At 44.4% G+C, this 17,272-nt stretch carries 11 protein-coding genes; 6 read left to right on the top strand and 5 right to left on the bottom strand.

Going from position 1 to position 17,272, the window contains the following annotated elements; genetic code table 11:
• Positions 1-212: 212 nt before the first annotated feature.
• Positions 213-563: a MerR family transcriptional regulator gene (locus tag DEM91_RS01355; RefSeq protein ID WP_249857627.1), complete on the bottom strand. Its 351-nt coding sequence runs from the start codon at positions 561-563 to the stop codon at positions 213-215.
• A 662-nt stretch (positions 564-1,225) separates the two neighbouring features.
• On the opposite strand from DEM91_RS01355, the gene DEM91_RS01350 reads away from it, so the two are divergent.
• The 6 genes from DEM91_RS01350 (at position 1,226) to DEM91_RS01325 (ending at position 13,126) form a co-directional block, all read left to right on the top strand.
• Entirely contained in the window at positions 1,226-1,393 is a 168-nt protein-coding gene (locus tag DEM91_RS01350) for a hypothetical protein (protein ID WP_249857625.1), read from the top strand.
• A gap of 517 nt (positions 1,394-1,910) precedes the next feature.
• Positions 1,911-2,072: a hypothetical protein gene (locus DEM91_RS01345; RefSeq protein WP_249857623.1), complete on the top strand. Its 162-nt coding sequence runs from the start codon at positions 1,911-1,913 to the stop codon at positions 2,070-2,072.
• Between the two features lie 656 nt (positions 2,073-2,728).
• Positions 2,729-5,356, top strand: coding sequence for an alanine--tRNA ligase (gene alaS / locus DEM91_RS01340; RefSeq protein WP_249857622.1), 2,628 nt, complete (start codon positions 2,729-2,731; stop codon positions 5,354-5,356).
• Positions 5,357-6,018: 662 nt separating this feature from the next.
• Positions 6,019-11,022, top strand: a complete 5,004-nt coding sequence (locus DEM91_RS01335) for a LamG-like jellyroll fold domain-containing protein (protein WP_249857621.1) — start codon at positions 6,019-6,021, stop codon at positions 11,020-11,022.
• Positions 11,023-11,195: 173 nt separating this feature from the next.
• Positions 11,196-12,116, top strand: coding sequence for an alpha-L-rhamnosidase N-terminal domain-containing protein (locus DEM91_RS01330; RefSeq protein ID WP_249857619.1), 921 nt, complete (start codon positions 11,196-11,198; stop codon positions 12,114-12,116).
• Between the two features lie 125 nt (positions 12,117-12,241).
• Entirely contained in the window at positions 12,242-13,126 is an 885-nt protein-coding gene (locus DEM91_RS01325) for a helix-turn-helix domain-containing protein (RefSeq protein ID WP_025071504.1), read from the top strand.
• Here the strand turns inward: DEM91_RS01325 and DEM91_RS01320 are convergent.
• The 4 genes from DEM91_RS01320 to DEM91_RS01305 all read right to left on the bottom strand — a co-directional run bounded on the left by DEM91_RS01320 (position 13,111) and on the right by DEM91_RS01305 (position 16,687).
• Positions 13,111-13,713 (bottom strand): DUF3109 family protein, encoded by a 603-nt coding sequence (locus DEM91_RS01320; RefSeq protein ID WP_249857617.1) that lies wholly within the window; start codon positions 13,711-13,713, stop codon positions 13,111-13,113. The genes DEM91_RS01325 and DEM91_RS01320 overlap by 16 nt on opposite strands.
• Positions 13,714-13,727: 14 nt before the next feature.
• On the bottom strand, positions 13,728-14,393 hold the full coding sequence (gene ung / locus DEM91_RS01315; RefSeq protein ID WP_249857616.1) for a uracil-DNA glycosylase: 666 nt from the start codon (positions 14,391-14,393) through the stop codon (positions 13,728-13,730).
• Between the two features lie 103 nt (positions 14,394-14,496).
• Complete coding sequence (gene gpmI / locus DEM91_RS01310) at positions 14,497-16,014, bottom strand: 2,3-bisphosphoglycerate-independent phosphoglycerate mutase (RefSeq protein ID WP_249857615.1); 1,518 nt, start codon at positions 16,012-16,014, stop codon at positions 14,497-14,499.
• Positions 16,015-16,255: 241 nt separating this feature from the next.
• Positions 16,256-16,687: an Hsp20/alpha crystallin family protein gene (locus DEM91_RS01305; protein ID WP_025071501.1), complete on the bottom strand. Its 432-nt coding sequence runs from the start codon at positions 16,685-16,687 to the stop codon at positions 16,256-16,258.
• Between the last annotated feature and the right edge of the window lie 585 nt (positions 16,688-17,272).

Genomic DNA, 17,272 nt, shown 5'->3' with positions numbered 1-17,272 from the left:
TGTCAGATTTCGAGGCTGTTTTTGTGGTCAATTTGTTTATGAGAGAAAGGAGTATAGCGAGCTATACGACTGAACGAACAAGCAGATTGAACCAAAAAGAGACCACAAGATGACAAAACATAAATCGACCAACAGAAAAAAAACTTTACGGTGGTAATAGACAGAACTGCCCTAAACGCTTAGTGAACGAGTGAACGAGAAGAAGCGTCTCCTCACACTATTACGTCCAGCTGCTTACGCAGTTCCTGTAATTCATCTCTAACAGAAAGCAGCGTATCCAAAATTTCAGAACTCGTTTCTACCCCCTTGCGGTTAGAACTCAACATCTTACGAGCAGCGGACAGCTTAAACCCTCTGACCTTGACAAGGTTATAAATAATCCGAATGTCCTCAACATTGGCATCGGTATACTGTCGTACCTTGTTAGAACCCACCGTCTTTGGACGTAAATTAGGAAACTCCGTCTCCCAATATCTCAAAGTACTTTCGTTGATACCAAACATTTGGGCAACTTCCTTGATAGAATAATAGAGTTTTACATTCTTGTTTGCATTCAGTGCCATGGCGATATATCTTTTTGCAAATGTAGATAAAATTTTCGAATTATACGTCAGCAAAATAAAGAAAGCACTTTTTCTTTATCGGAAACATACGTTTGCCGAATATGCTACACCCTCCTGTCACATTTCATTCATTCTTTCTCTCTCTGCATAAGTCCACCCATTGTTATCCCAGTGAAGCATCATTGAGGCAAGTCGCAGCAATTGCGCTGTTTGCACACATCAAAAACAGACTGAAAGACTAAAAGGCGCATAGCCCAGAGCAACGCTCTGAGAGAGGTGTCAACAGTGGATGTGGTTTACTTCTTAGCAAAAACGGGCTGAAAGCCAAGCAAGGATATATCTCATGGCAATACCTTTTGGAAAATATCTCCAGCAATTGTGCTATTTGCATTGCCGCAAAACCGGGCTGAAAGCCCAAAAGGAATATAGCCCAGAGCAACGCTCTGGGTACAAGTTGACGATCTACCTGGCGCTCTGAAAGAGCAAAAGGAAAGATAAAAACAATGACTCACTACCTCCTGTTGCGCTTACAGCGCGCTAATAAGCTAATAATCGTACCCCCAGGGCGATTGCCCTGGGCTATAATCCTATTGGGGCTTCGCCCCGCCACTGCCCGTAACATCGGATGCTGCACAATAAAAACTAATTCATAACAATTTGCTATGGAGAATTGGCACACAGCAAAAACGGGCAGACAGCCCAACAAGCGTATATCCTGTAACAACAACTTTGGGAAGATGTTACCAGAATTTGCACTGTTGCATTTCAGCAAAGACGGGCTGAAAGCCCAAAAGGAATATAGCCCAGAGCAACGCTCTGGGTACGGTTGAACTTCTATTTAGCGCTCTGAAAGAGCAAAAGGAAAGATAAAAACAATGCCTCACTGCCTCCTGTTGCGCTTACAGCGCGCCAATGAATTGATAACCTTTTACCCAGGGCGAATGCCCTGGCTATAATCCTATTGGGGCTTCGCCCCGCCACTGCCCGTAACCATGACTGCTGCAATACACGCTATTGCCTTTATTCATTGGATGCACTGCATGCCGCTACAGAATTTTTCGAGATTATACGACACGTCCGTGTCGTTCCGTGCCATTCCGTTGCGATGATGAGAAATGTTACTTCCGTTTCATCACAGCAGCAGTTCCGTGACTTGCATCTTTCAAAAGGTTTTAGCGGCAATGCGGGCTTAATACGAATAGGATGAGGAAAGGAACTTGTTCAATCACATTCCGTACCACACTTGATTATGAATTCTCCTCTCCACCTTGAAAGAGAACTTTATTTTTTTTCGAACTTCGCCCCGCCATTGCACGACACATCGGATGCTGCACAATATCTATGGCTATGGACGTTTTGGAATTTCGTCCCCCAATTTCCCCGTTATCGGGGTTGCTGCGCAATAACATTGAATTCATCACCATTTACTATGGAGAATTGGCACACAGCAAAGACGGGCTGAAAGCCCAAAAGGTATATAGCCCAGAGCAACGCTCTGGGTACGGTTGAACTTCTATTTAGCGCTCTGAAAGAGCAAAAGGAATGGGAAAATTGTGCCGCTCAATCTCCTGCTGTGCATTGTCATTTTTATTGACAACAGCACCAAAATGCTGGCAATATTTACAAACAACATGCACTGCGGGCGAAAATACGCCAAAAATGGAGAACTTTCATAATAACCTATGAATCAACACATTAACAAAATCCAACAAATAAAAACAGGGATTACACCAATGCTTCAAGCCCAAAAGCATTCATTTTGTGGCGTTATCTACTGTTTCCAATGCCATTAAGTCATGCAAATAGCGATGCTAAAGCATGCTAATAACGGCATTATCTCAATGCTCCAATCCCAGCGAAGCATGCAATGTGTACTTTCAAGGCATGAAATCATGACTTCAACCCCTCTGTGTTTCTCTATTTTGAGAATTTCTATAACCCTCTTTTTTGTCATTTTTTAGGACAAAACATACCCTTTTCCACCCTACTGTGTAATCAATTTCCCCAAATAGATACTTGAAAATCCCTTAATCTCTTCATTGCTTTTATCCAAAGCGCCTCGTACCAATTTCAACAGATAATTTTGGTGCTTCCTGCTTTTTTTTATAATTTTGCTCCTTAATAAAGAAGTGAAACATTTACACATTGCACGAACAAAAATATAAATGACAATGATGACAGCAAACGAGATACGTGAATCGTTCAAGAAATTCTTTGAGTCGAAAGGACACACCATCGTGGCTTCGGCACCCATGGTTATCAAAGACGACCCCACCCTGATGTTTACCAATGCAGGCATGAACCAATGGAAGGATATCATCCTGGGCAACAAACAACCAGAGCCACGCCGCAGAGCTGACTCGCAAAAGTGCCTCCGCGTGAGTGGAAAGCACAACGACCTTGAGGAAGTGGGACGAGACACTTACCACCACACGATGTTCGAAATGCTCGGCAACTGGAGTTTTGGCGACTATTTTAAGGAAGGTGCCATTGATTATGCGTGGGAATATTTGGTGGACGTACTGCACTTGGATCCAAAAGATTTGTATGTGACGGTGTTTGAAGGCTCACCCGAAGAAAACATCCCACATGACAGCGAGGCAGAGAAGTATTGGCGCAAGCACCTGCCAGCCGACCATATCATCAATGGCAACAAGCACGACAACTTTTGGGAAATGGGAGATACGGGTCCTTGCGGCCCTTGTTCGGAGATACACGTAGACTCGCGTTCGGACGAAGAGAAAGCACAACTACCCGGACGGGAATTGGTGAACAAGGATCACCCACAGGTCATTGAGATTTGGAACATCGTATTCATGCAGTTCAATCGCAAGGCCGATGGTTCTTTGGAGCCACTCTCCATGAACGTTATTGATACCGGAATGGGATTCGAGCGATTAGTCAGAATGCTGCAAGGAAAGAATTCTAACTACGACACCGACATCTTTCAACCATTCATCCATGAGATGGAACGCCTATCGGGCAAGAAATATGGCGAGCAAGAAGATGTAGATGTGGCGATGCGTGTAGTGGCTGACCACCTTAGAGCCGTAGCTTTCTCCATCGCTGATGGGCAACTGCCCAGCAATGCCAAGGCGGGTTACGTCATTCGTCGCATCCTCCGACGTGCCGTTCGCTATGCTTACACGTTCTTGGGGCAGCGCGAAGCCTTTGTATATAAATTACTCCCAGTACTCGTAGACGAAATGGGAGGAGCATATCCTGAACTCGTTGCCCAACGTGAGTTGATTGGCAAGGTGATGAAAGAAGAGGAAGACTCGTTCTTGCGAACACTCGAAAAGGGTATCAACCTGTTGAGCAACGCCATGGATGAGCTGAAGAAAGCAGGCAAGTCGCAAATCGACGGCGAACAAGCCTTCCGCCTTTTCGACACCTATGGCTTTCCGCTCGACCTCACGGAACTGATATGTAGAGAGCACGGATTCAGCGTTGACGAGCAACAGTTCCATGCGGAAATGCAGAAACAGAAAGACCGCGCCCGCAATGCCGCACAAGTGGAAAACAGCGACTGGGTAGAAATAAGACAAGGCGAACAGCAGTTTGTGGGCTACGACTATACCGAATACGAATGCCACATCTTGAAGTATCGCAAGGTAACCCAGAAAAAAAACAGTTTTTACGAGGTCATCTTAGACTTCACACCCTTCTATGGAGAAATGGGAGGACAGGTAGGCGACCAAGGTGTCTTGGTGAGTGAGCACGAGACGGTGGACGTGATAGACACCAAACGTGAGAACAACCAAAGCATTCACATCATTAAGCAACTGCCACAACATCCCGAGGCAGACTTCATGGCTTGCGTGGATACTGACAAACGTGACGCCTGTGCTGCAAACCATACAGCCACTCACCTGCTGGATTATGCACTCAAACAGGTGCTTGGCGACCATGTGGAGCAAAAGGGATCGTATGTATCGCCCGACACGTTGCGCTTCGATTTCTCGCATTTCCAAAAGGTAACCGACGAGGAAATCAGACAGGTAGAACGGTTGGTGAACGACCTTATACGTCAAGACATCCCCTTGGACGAACATCGTGACACACCAATAGAAGAGGCAAAAGAAATGGGAGCCGTTGCATTGTTTGGTGAAAAATATGGCGACAAGGTACGAGTAGTGCGCTTCGGACCATCATGTGAGTTCTGCGGAGGCATTCACGCCAAGAGTACGGGACGCATCGGACTGTTCAAAATCCTATCCGAAAGTTCGGTAGCTGCTGGTGTTCGTCGCTTCGAAGCCATTACTGGTCGCAAGTGCGAAGAAGCAATGTATGCCATAGAAGACACGGTGAAGGCCATCCGCAGCTTGTTCAATAATGCCAAGGACTTGAAAGGAGTCATCGTAAAGTACATGGACGAACACGACACCATGCGCAAGGAGATAGAACAGTTCCAAGCACAAGCGGTGCAAAGAACCAAAGACGAACTCATCAGACGTGCTGAGACTATCAATGGCGTTACCGTTATCAAGGCGGTATTACCTATCGATGGCAACGCTGCCAAGGACTTGGTGTTCAAGATTCGTGAGGCCATACCGTCGCATTTGCTTTGCGTCATCGGTTCTACAGCACATCAAAAGCCGCTATTGAGTGTCATGTTAAGTGACGATATGGTGAAAGATCATGGCTTGAACGCTGGTCAAATGGTTCGTGAGGCAGCCAAACTCATTCAGGGAGGCGGTGGCGGACAACCTCATTTTGCATCGGCTGGCGGCAAAGATGTAGACGGCATCAGCGCGGCAGTCGACAAAGTTATCGAGTTGGCGCACCTATAAAGGCTGGTTCTATAAATTAGCTTTGTTAGATTTTGAGCTTATTTTTGAGGTCAAAATGCAAGAGAATGAAGGAGTGTAGCGAGCTACACGACTGAACGAACTTACATTTTGAACCAAAAAGAAGCCAAAAGATAACAAAACGTATTTCATAAACATTTGATGACTATGTGCGGTGGTAATTTATAGAACCAGCCTAAATATAGCTCATCATCAAAGGCAAATGCCTCTTTCGGTAGGATATTTTCACAAAAGCCGCATCTCAACATCATGAAGATGCGGTTTTTGTTTTTATTTTCTACATCGCCTATACCATATAAAAAGGTATCACAGGCAAACAATCTTTTACTAATAACCTGCAAAATATCAATATCTTAGTCCAAACATCCAAAATACCACTAATGTAAATCGCCCGAAAACTATTACCCAAACTATATTTTGAAACAGGATAGTCTCATGCGTACACCCACATAATGACATTTGATTCAAATATCGATGTTACGCTCAATTTTCATATCAAAAAGGTAATAGTATTTGAACATAATATCATTTATTTGAAGAAAAAGGTGTATTTTTGCAATACCTTATAAAAATAATTGAACAAACCTATTATCATATAAGAATGTAGGAAATTACTAACCATCATTATCATAAGAACAATATTCATGAAGTTTCAACTTTTACTACTTGCATTTTTATCTACTGCCCTTGGCACTTCAGCACAACAGTTTGAGAAAGTGGACAAGAGCAAATACAAGGATTATTCACCTACTTACGCCCCAGACCCTTCGCTGATGCGTAACATCAGTGGAAAAGCAGGCAAAGCAGACATGCACACCCGAGCAACGAGCACCCCGCTGCCCGTTTATGTCAACAATGCCAATGCCAAATGGTTCCCACCTATCTTCGGACAAACAGGTGGGTCGTGTGGTGCATCATCACGTATTGGCTACATGATGACATACGAATGGAATGCTTTTAGGCTCTCTGACGCATCGAAGATTGAACATCGATTGCCACCACATTTTGAGTATCCGTTTTCGTACAACGGACTTAGCAAAGACCACATGGCACAGTATATAGGCTATCCTACTGGCGATGTGTACGGAGGTTGGGACATCAGCAGCATCTACGGAGCATACGAAGTTGATTCTAATGACGCTGGATGGATGCAAGGCTATGACAGTTGGCACAACGCCATGTTCAACCGCATCACAGGAACGGCTAACTTTCCTAAAGGATCGAACACCCCTGAGGGAATGGAAGCTATCAAACGTTGGCTATTCAACCATAATGGCGACCCCTCATGGCCTACCATTACCGATGAAAATGGTACCCATATTGTAGGTGGCATTGCTGGTTTGGGCTGTGGTATATCGGGCTGCGTCATGCAAACGGTAGCCGATGTGGACGCCAACAGAAAGGCAGGCGTCGTTGGTAAGCATTACATTGAGAGGTGGAGGTTTGACACTGCTGACCACGCCATTACCTTAGTGGGCTACGACGACCGTGTGGTGTTCGACTTAGACAAGAATGGCGTATATGGCGAGGAAAAGAATCGCTTAGGTCAAGACGAGCGAGGCGCATGGATTTTTGCTAACTCATGGGGCGATTGGGCAGATAAAGGGTTGTGCTACGTACCCTACCCCATGGCAGGAGGAGTAACCAACAGCAAGACGGACAAACACATCTTGACCAATGATGACGGCTCAAAAGTAGAGGTATATACGGGTGGCGGCTGGTGGCCAGAGGTGTACTACCTCCGCCAGAACTATGTGCCGCAACAAACTATGAAAGTAACCATGCAATACAGCAAGCGGTCGGAAATCAGTGTGAAGGTTGGCGTAAGTCAAGACCCCACGGCTACAAAACCACAAAAAGAGTCTGTGTTTAGGTATATCAACTATACTGGCGATGGGGATAAAGACCCTGCTGATGCCGAAACACCGCTACTTGGACGATGGGCGGATGGCAAAATGCACCACGAGCCAATGGAGTTTGGTGTAGACTTGACCGACCTTTGTGAAGGAATAGACTTTTCACGCCCCGTAAAATATTTCCTCACCATCAACAGTAAGGGTACCGCAACAGGTAAAGGAAGTGTGAAATCGGTAAGCATCATCGATTATGCTATGAACGAAAAGGGTGTGGAAATGCCTATATGCAATGAAGACGTTCCTATTAAGAACGGTGGACAGACCACTTGTGTGTCGGGTGTAGTGACGCAAGAATCGGTTAATGCGCCCTACAACTTAGCATTCGATGACAACAAACAGCTTGCATGGGCTGAACCAATAAACGGATTATCCAAGCCTGAGACATATATTGTTTACCAAAACGGAAATAAAATCACCGAGACAACATCCACCCATTATGCGCCAACATCAACAGACGGCTCTTTCTATGTCAAGGCTTCGTACAAGATAAATGGCAAGCAAAAGCTAAGCGCCGCATCCAACTCAGCTGCATTGCCACAAAATGCAGATGCCGTTTACGACAACGATGTTCAGCAATTCAAAAGCAGCGGTGGGTTCATTGTGCCTAACGTAACATCCAAGCCCCACCAAAAATTTACGATAGAGTATTGGCTCAAGCCTTCATCCGTGTACGACTGGAACCAAAAAGTTGGTGCCGGATGGGGTACATTCTGGCTACATGCCAACAACAACCGTACACTTACTTTTGGCTGGAACACGCAAAATGGCAACCGAAGCGACTCTGAACCCATTTTACAGACCAACAAATGGGCACACATCGCATTGGTAATTGATGGTAACACCATGACACTGTATGCCAATGGCGAACGCAAGGGGCAATTCAGTTCACAGTTCCACAGTGGCATGCCTGCCATATCGGATGGACTTCTTTTTGGGGCAACCAATAACGATGGATTGCATGGATGCATTGACGACCTGCGAATATGGGAAGTAGCTCGTACTGCACAAGAGATAAAAGACAACTACCAAACTCCTATTGCCAATCCAGGAAGTGAGAAGGGATTGTTAGCTTATTTCAAAATGAACACCATCAAAAAGAATGGACGCACACTCTTGGTTGATGCAGCCCACGGCAACCATGCCAAATTCTTATCCAATGGCGCACACAACACAGCACAAGCAAACAATGAGACCATTCGTAAACAAGCCTTACCCTCTGCTACCTTTCAAGGACCAACACAGGTAAACAAGGGCGATGTGGTTACATTATCGGCTACGACATCGGTAGGTGTCATGAAGAGAACATGGACTGCCACAGGTGCAACACCTGCACAAACCACGGCACACGATGCAAGTTTCAAATTCAATGCAACAGGTAACCAAACCGTTACACTGACAACAACCGACATCAATGGGCAAACGCAGCAGACAACCCACCAAGTCAATGTCAAAGCCATAGAACCTTCGGCTGACTTTACGATAACCAACGAGACAGTAAAGGCGTCCGAACGAGTATCATTCTTGGCAAAGAACGAAGTGTCGGGTTGTACCTACGCTTGGCAATTAGATGGAGCCGACATAAAAACCTCTGACCATCGCAACATTTCTGCCGTGTTCATGAAGGCCGGCACACATACAGTTACCCTTACCGTAACATCTGCCGAAGGCAAGAAGTACACGCAGGAAAAACACCTCAACGTGGCTGCTTCGGCTCCCAAGGCTGGTTATAAGACAAATAAAGATGACCAAGTAGTACTGAAAAACGAAGAGGTGACGCTGACAGACGCCTCCAAATATGAGCCAACAGAGTTCTACTGGTCATTAGTAAGTCATAATCAGGTGTACAATGGAACAGGCAATCCATATCGCTTCAAGCCAGAACGAGCAGGCGTGTACAAATTGTATTACACCGTTGGAAATGCGCAGGGGAGCGACAAGTTGGTAAAGGATCAAGCTGTCATTGTATGTAATGCAGACGCACAACGTGGCTTGAATTTCTCGATAGTCGGCAACAAGTCATACAAAACGATGACTACAGGTCAGTTGTACAATATCAATACCGATTGGACTATTGATTATTGGCTGAAGCCAACATTTGCCTCATCGGCATCGAATGGCGTCTATGCACTGAGTACCAATGGCTCGGAGGTGGCAAGCCTAATAGCACAACCCAAGGGAGGTGCGACATTGAAGGTGGGCGACCAGACTTTCCAAATCAACGATGATTTCATCATTTCCGGACAATGGCACCACTACGCCATCACTGCGGATAGAACTACGGTGAGATTGTATCGTGACGGAACCTTGTTCAAGTCGTTCACTCTCTCCAATAGCAACAACACAGACAACATTGTAAAGGTACGAGTAGGAGGCGAAGCACAAGCCGACGGCATCTTTGATGAGTTCAGGGTTTGGGGAAAAACACTCAGTCAAACCGACCTATGCCGTTACTGCATTGCTCCTCTGAGTGGTACAGAGCTAACCAAAGCCGTTAGCGACAACCAGTTAAAGTGCTACTATCAATTCAATACCATTGAGGACGGGACTAACATTCCTGACCAGTCTGGACGTGGATGTAATGCCACTCGCAACAATTTTGGTCCTGGTGGAGATGCCTGGGTATCGTCACGAGGCGTGTTTGCCATTGACTTCTCACCTGCCGAAGGGGAAAAGATCAACGGTTACACTTCGTTGGATAGGTCTTCATACCGCATTGTAAAGGTGAGTGATGAAGAGACACAGAGCGAACAATACGGCAACGGATTTGCAGAACTGGCGCTCGATGCTGATGAAAGCACATTTTGGCATAGTCAATATTCTGGTGGCGAAAAGGGATTTCCTCATAGCTTCACCATCGACAGGGCAAGCCTTGACGTCATTCACGCCTTGAAGATAATGAACAAACGAGAAAGCCGATACAGGGCTGTCAGCGTAACCGTTGAGCAAAGTGATGATATGAATCAGTGGGAAATGCTTGACAACAACCATCATTTCTTAGATATGCAAAGTCCTGCCATCAACCTCATGAAGCCAGTGACAAAACGCTATATGCGCCTAACCTTCAACGAAAACGCATGGCAAGGAAACCTCATGACGCTGAATACGGTTGATTTTTACGGAACGAAAGCTAGCGATGCCAGTCTTGAGCAGCCTGTACAGCTCACCTTCAAGAGCTGTTCAGATGAGAATAGCAACGCAAAGCAAAAAGCAAGCAACGCTGTAGATGGGAATGAATACTCACAGTGGCGGAGTAAAGACGGTGTGCCTTATCCACATACCATTGATGTGCAGAACAGCTCATCTGGAAGATGTATCGAGACATTATGCCTTGTTCAAGCCATCATAGGCAACAAAAAGCAATCGCGAAACTACAATGCAGGCAAGGTAACCATTTGGGTGAGTGACAACGGAAAGGACTGGACAGCGTTTGAAAAGGTACGTATACCTTATTATAACAAGAGTACTATTCGCCTAAAGAATCCTATTCACCAACCATATATCCGCTTTGAATTTACCGAAGCACAGATGAAGGGCGCCACCTCGTTGGCACTCAAAGAAATCAAAGCGTTTGGAAGATTGTCAAAGGAGACTGGTATCAATGGCGTTGAGCAAGATCACAACAGCACTGATACCCGCATCTACAACCTGCAAGGACAGTATGTAGGTACTTCGATAGAAAGTTTACCTGCTGGCTTCTACATCAGAAATGGCAAGAAGATGATTAAGCAATAAGCCTTCACACGAGAAAGAACACACACGAGGATGTATGCACCACAAAGCACATCCTCGTTTTTTTATGCTTATCACTGACAAAGATTGGAAAGAAATGTTTACTTTTGTACAACGATTTTTCTGAGATTGAACACCAAACATCATAGTCTATAGAAAAGAGCAAATATCTGACAATGCAAAAATCACTACTCATCATCTTCTTAGGAATGTGCATCAAAGTCAGTATTGCACAATCTTTCAACCTACAGTGGATTGCTTGCCCACAGGCAGACAGTACCTCGGAAGTATGGTTTAGGCAAGATTGGAAGCTGAAAGATTATCCCACACATGCCACGATGACTATTGCCAGTACAGGAAAGGTGAACGCATACATCAACGAGCGAAACATATCAACAGCACTGTGGTTTCCTGCTCGTTCCAATAACGACGGCGAACCAATATGCATCACACTGGATGTTACTCGTTTTCTACAGCCTGGCAACAACGTCATCGCTATTTGGTATGTACCCTCATGGACACATCTTGAAAGGCAACAGGTAGCCATAGCGCTGCATGCACGTTATGTAAATAATGAATACACATATTTACAGTCTGACGAGAATTGGCTCACACGAACTGCTACCACATCCTTGACCTTGGATGGAGGAGAAAAGGATGATGGTTATGAGTATGGTGCAAAATGGAATTCCGAAGATGTAGACGTCGCAACCTGGCAATCGGCAACAGCCGTTGAGGGTTCTTCTCTTCCCTATTCCTATTATTTTGCTGGATATCCCGCTGTGAAGGTGAGTAAAATTCAGACACCTCGTTATTTTGATGTCGTTGGAGATAGCGTTTATTACCAGTTTGATAAAGCATTTAAGGGACAAGTTCGTGTGACACTGCGTGGCGCTAAGCGTGGACAGAAAATACAATTTAATGGACTCACCTATACCTGCAACGGTGAACTTGACGAACAAGCCTACCCTCGTTTTGCGGTAAAAGATGTCTATCGAGTTTTGATTTCAGGCGATAAAGATTTCAAACCCGAGCAGATTCAACAGGTAGAAGGATTAGAAGTTGTCCCATATTTCCATCAAAGCTACCAATATTAACAGATAAATGTGCGGTTACATTCCAAATTTTCGCTACCTTTGTACGGAATATAGAAGTGTGTTTAATGAATTTTACATTCTTCTAAGGAAGTGTCATTGACAAATATACAAAACCAAAAACAATTATGGAAAGAAATAGTATAGCGAAACTAACGATTAAACGCATCAAAGAAATCACCAAAATATCTACCTTCATTGGCGACGATTTATTATTATTCGACCGATTAGAGGATCTTCCTTTCCCACTCGAGCCACGCAAAATGAATTGTGTTTTGGTTGGGATGTGCCTTAAAGGGCGTGCACAATACACCGTTGACACTAAAGAATGTGTCATTTCAGAGAACGATATACTTATTTTGAGTGACGGACAGGTAGTCAGTGACTATATGCTCAGTCACGATTTCAAAGGCATTGCCATGTTGGCATCCGAGAACTTCATGCAGGATATCTCCAGGGGAGTAAACAAAATTTCCTCACTGTTCATCTACTCGAAAACACATCCTGTGTTGCATTTAGAACAACAAAATGCCAATTCCTTCTTGGACATTTATAGAATGACGCAAAAGAAGGTTATCGATGTCAATCACCGCTTTCGAAGAGAAATCGTTTGTTCATTACTTGGTGCCCTTATCTACGATATGGGAAACTACATTTGGTACAATCAACAAGACCAAACAAACTTTAAGCAAAGTCGAGGAGAGAAAATCTTTTCTGATTTCATTAAATTAGTTGAACAAAACTTCCGAGTGATTCGAAGAGTAGGATGGTATGCCGAACAATTAAAGATTACCCCTAAATATTTGTCGGAAACGGTGAAGAAGGTGAGCCGAGAAACGCCAAACAGTTGGATTGATAGTTATGTAACTACGGAGCTACGAGTACAATTAAAGAACTCCGCAAAGAATATCAAAGAAATTGCGAAAGACATGAACTTCCCCAACCAAAGCTTTTTGGGCAAATACTTTAAGGACCGAACAGGGATGTCTCCTTCGAGTTATAGAAAATCTTGATGCGCCAATTGCTGTGCCACCACACACAATTCGTCATACCATTGCTGCCCAAAGCGGCGTATCAAAGGCTCTCTGAGAAATTGGTAAAGCGGCAAATTGAGCTCTTTACCTTTCTCCACTGCACATTGGCAAATCTTCCAACGGTGGTAATTCAGTCCAACAAGTCCATTTCCCAACGCCTTTTCCCGAATGGGGTATAACGCACAGGAGATGGGCTTACAAAAATCAATCTCTGCTTTTCGGTAAGCTCTTTCTAACACACAAAGGCAACACCCTTCTTGGTAACAAGTAAAAATACAATCCTTGCTACCGACGATGCTGGTTACCATGTCGCCCTCTCTATCGATATAAGCCACGCCTTGCTGGTCAATTACCGATTGAGCCGAAGCAGAAAGCTCGTTCCACACAGCATCCACGTTCTCTTCGATGCCTGCAATTTCCTCAATAGTGACAGGAGCTCCTGCATCGCCTTCAATGCAACAAGCGCCATGACACACCTCTAAATCACAACAAAACTTTTGCGTGAAAACATCTGGAGACACCAAGACGTTGCCTACTTGTATAATGGGAGGATATGAATGGTTCATACATTGAGAAGTTTTTACCATTTCACGGGTTCAATGCCCTGCTGTATTAAGTATTCATTGCAGCGTGAGAAATGATGATTACCAAACCAGCCGCCTCGATTGGCAGATAGCGGTGAGGGATGTACGCTTTCCAAAACACAGTGTTTGTGCTTGTCAATGAGATAGGATTTTGAACGCGCATAACCGCCCCACAACAAGAACACCAAGTGCTCTTTATGGTCGCTCAACACCTTAATGACAGCATCTGTAAACGTTTCCCACCCTCTTCGCTGGTGGCTTCCTGCTGCATGCGCCCTCACGGTGAGTGTGGCATTGAGGAGCATCACGCCCTGTTTCGCCCAGCGAGTCAAGTTACCTGTTGTCGGAATAGGCAGTCCCAAGTCGGCTTGTATCTCCTTAAAGATGTTTTGCAACGAAGGTGGAAACGGCACACCGTCATTAACAGAGAAACTCAAACCGTGTGCCTGACCCTGTTCATGATAAGGGTCTTGCCCGATAATCACTACTTTCACCTGATCGAACGGACAGAGATTAAAGGCGTTGAAAATGAGTTTTCCGGGAGGATAGCACGCAAACTGGCTGTACTCGGCATGCACAAACTCGGTCAGTTTGGCAAAGTAAGGTTTGTCAAACTCTTGCTGCAAATGCGCTTTCCAACTTTCTTCTATCTGTACTTCCATATCCTCAAGATTGATACAGCTTAACTACATATAGACTGGTTCTATAAATAAGCTCAAAAACTAACAAAGCTAATTTATAGAACCAGCCTTAAAAATTCAAGAATCAGTCGGTTATCAGATTTTCACCTGTCATGGCTTCTGGTTGTTCCAAGCCCATGATGTGCAATATAGACGGTGCCACGTCAGCCAATCTGCCGTCCTTCACGGTGGCACTGTTGTTGTCTGTCACATAAATAAATGGTACAGGATTGAGCGAGTGTGCCGTGTTGGGCGTGCCATCCTCGTTAATTGCATGATCCGCATTACCATGGTCGGCAATGATGATGGCCTCATAATCGTTGGCTTTGGCAGCCTCTATCACCTCTTTCACACAATGGTCGATTGCCCAAACCGCCTTGGCGATGGCGTTATACACACCCGTATGTCCCACCATATCACCGTTGGCAAAGTTCACTACAATGAAATCGTACTGTTGTGTACCAATGGCATCCACCAGTTTGTCTTTCACTTCGTAGGCACTCATCTCGGGCTTTAAGTCGTAAGTCGCTACCTTGGGCGAATTGACTAAGATACGATCCTCTCCCTTGTAAGGCTCCTCACGTCCTCCATTGAAGAAGAATGTAACGTGTGCATACTTCTCCGTCTCCGCTGTATGCAACTGTCTTTTGCCCAGACTGCTAAGATATTCGCCCAATGTCATCTCTACATTTTCCTTCGGGAACAGCACATGCACATTCTTAAAGTTAGCATCGTAGGGCGTCATCGTGTAATATTGCAAGTCCTTAATGGTGTGCATTCCCTCATCGGGCATATCGGTTTGGGTCAACACCTGTGTGAGTTCTTTGGCACGGTCGTTACGGAAGTTGAAGAAAATCACCACATCACCCTCTTCTATCTGTCCTTGAACAGTAGCGTTGGTGATGGGTTTGATAAATTCGTCGGTCACTTCTTCGGCATAACTCTCATGCATCGCCTGCACCATGTCCGTTGCTTTCTTACCCACACCACTTACCAACAAGTCGTAAGCCTCTTTCACTCGATTCCATCGCTTGTCACGATCCATGGCATAAAAGCGCCCTATGATACTGGCAATGTGCGCATCGTTCGTTTCACAAACATGCTGCAAAGCCTCAATAAAGCCAACTCCACTCTTCGGGTCTGTGTCGCGTCCGTCCATGAAACAATGTACATACGTATTTTTGAGACCGTATTTTTTAGAGATGATCAACAACTGATATAGATGATCCAAAGAGGAGTGAACACCACCATCGCTGGTCAATCCCATTAAATGAAGCTTCTTCCCCGTTTTCTGTGCATACGTATAGGCAGAAACGATTTCAGGATTTTGCAGAATTGACCCATCTTTACAGGCTCTGTTAATCTTCACCAAATCCTGATACACCACACGTCCTGCACCAATATTCAAGTGTCCTACCTCCGAGTTACCCATCTGTCCATCGGGCAATCCTACATTCTCACCCGAAGCCTGCAACTGCGAATGCGAGCATGTAGCATTCAGATAATCTAAATAAGGTGTCGGCGTATTACTTATCACGTCGCCTTTACCCTTGTCTCCTATTCCCCATCCATCGAGGATCATCAATAAAGCTTTCTTTGCCATAATTATTGTTACCTGTTATATAAAAATCTTTTATTGCAAAGATAGTGCAAGCCGAAACCAAAAGAAGTTTACTTGTTTTGGTGAGGCGCAGCCTATCTTATGCAAAGGTACTGCAATTTTCTGACTTACGCATCATCTACACCTTATAAATACAAGAATACTTCACAATTTTCATCCACGTAAAAGCCCCACAATCCGTTTAGATTGCAGGGCTTTCTCTGTCTAAATACCAAAGTAATGATTACTCAACGGTGATTTGCTTGCCTAATGTCTGTACAATTTCCTCACGTTTCGGCAAGGTAACGGTCAAGACACCATCCGACATTTTTGCGCAAATTTTCTCTTTGTCTACGTCATCTGGCAAAATCAGTGTCTGCTCAAAACTCGAGTAACTGAACTCTCTACGCAAGTAGTGAGCCTTCTTGTCCTCTTCTTTGTTCTCCACCTTCTTTTCCATCTTGATAGTCAAATTTCCATCATTATCGATATTCACGATAAAATCATCTTTCTTCAAGCCGGGTGCAGCCAACTCTACCACATACTCACCGTCATGAGCAATGACGTTGATTGCAGGTGCTGTACTGTTCAATCTTGGTGCAAGACCGGTATCAAAAAAATCATCAAACACACTTGGTAACCATGAATTTCTGTTTCTTACTGGTAACATAATCATTTCCTCCTATTTTTATATTGTTTATTTTTATTTGCTCTTTCGAGTTCACTAACCATTGTTGCAAGGAGCGTACCAACGAAGAAACTGTGCCATTTTGGCGCATATCCTGTTATCTCTCATAAAATAAAAGACAAAATGTCAGCATTTATCGCTTTTAATGTATCTATTTGAGCAAACAAACTCACAAGAGAAGGCTCTTTTATTCCCTTTGTTTTGATGTGAGCATCTAACATTCCGCCCCATCTTCAAGGAGTCTCGCACTAAAATACAATCGTCTTAAGATTTCACGAACTTGCAACTAATGCCACTGCGAGCTAAGCCTCACCTGCATAAGGAGAAAATACTGTTACTGTGAGTTCATCTTACTCATGTCACATTAAGAATTTTTGAAGGGTAAAAACGCCTGATTTTGTCCGTTTTTCTTCCCTAATTTTAACACTTCTGGAACCTCACAAATAGAAAAAATATAAGGTATTTTTAGGGTGTTCAGAACCCTCAATCGGACTATATGTCTTATACTGAAATAGCTTGACATATTATTAACCTCATAAAAAGTAAAATAATATGACAAAAGAACTTAAAAGA

Source organism: Prevotella sp. TCVGH (assembly GCF_023522295.1).
In the GTDB taxonomy this organism is placed as follows: Bacteria; Bacteroidota; Bacteroidia; order Bacteroidales; family Bacteroidaceae; genus Prevotella; species Prevotella timonensis.
Note: the sequence above shows the minus strand (reverse complement) of the source record. Positions and strands in the feature narration are given on the sequence as shown.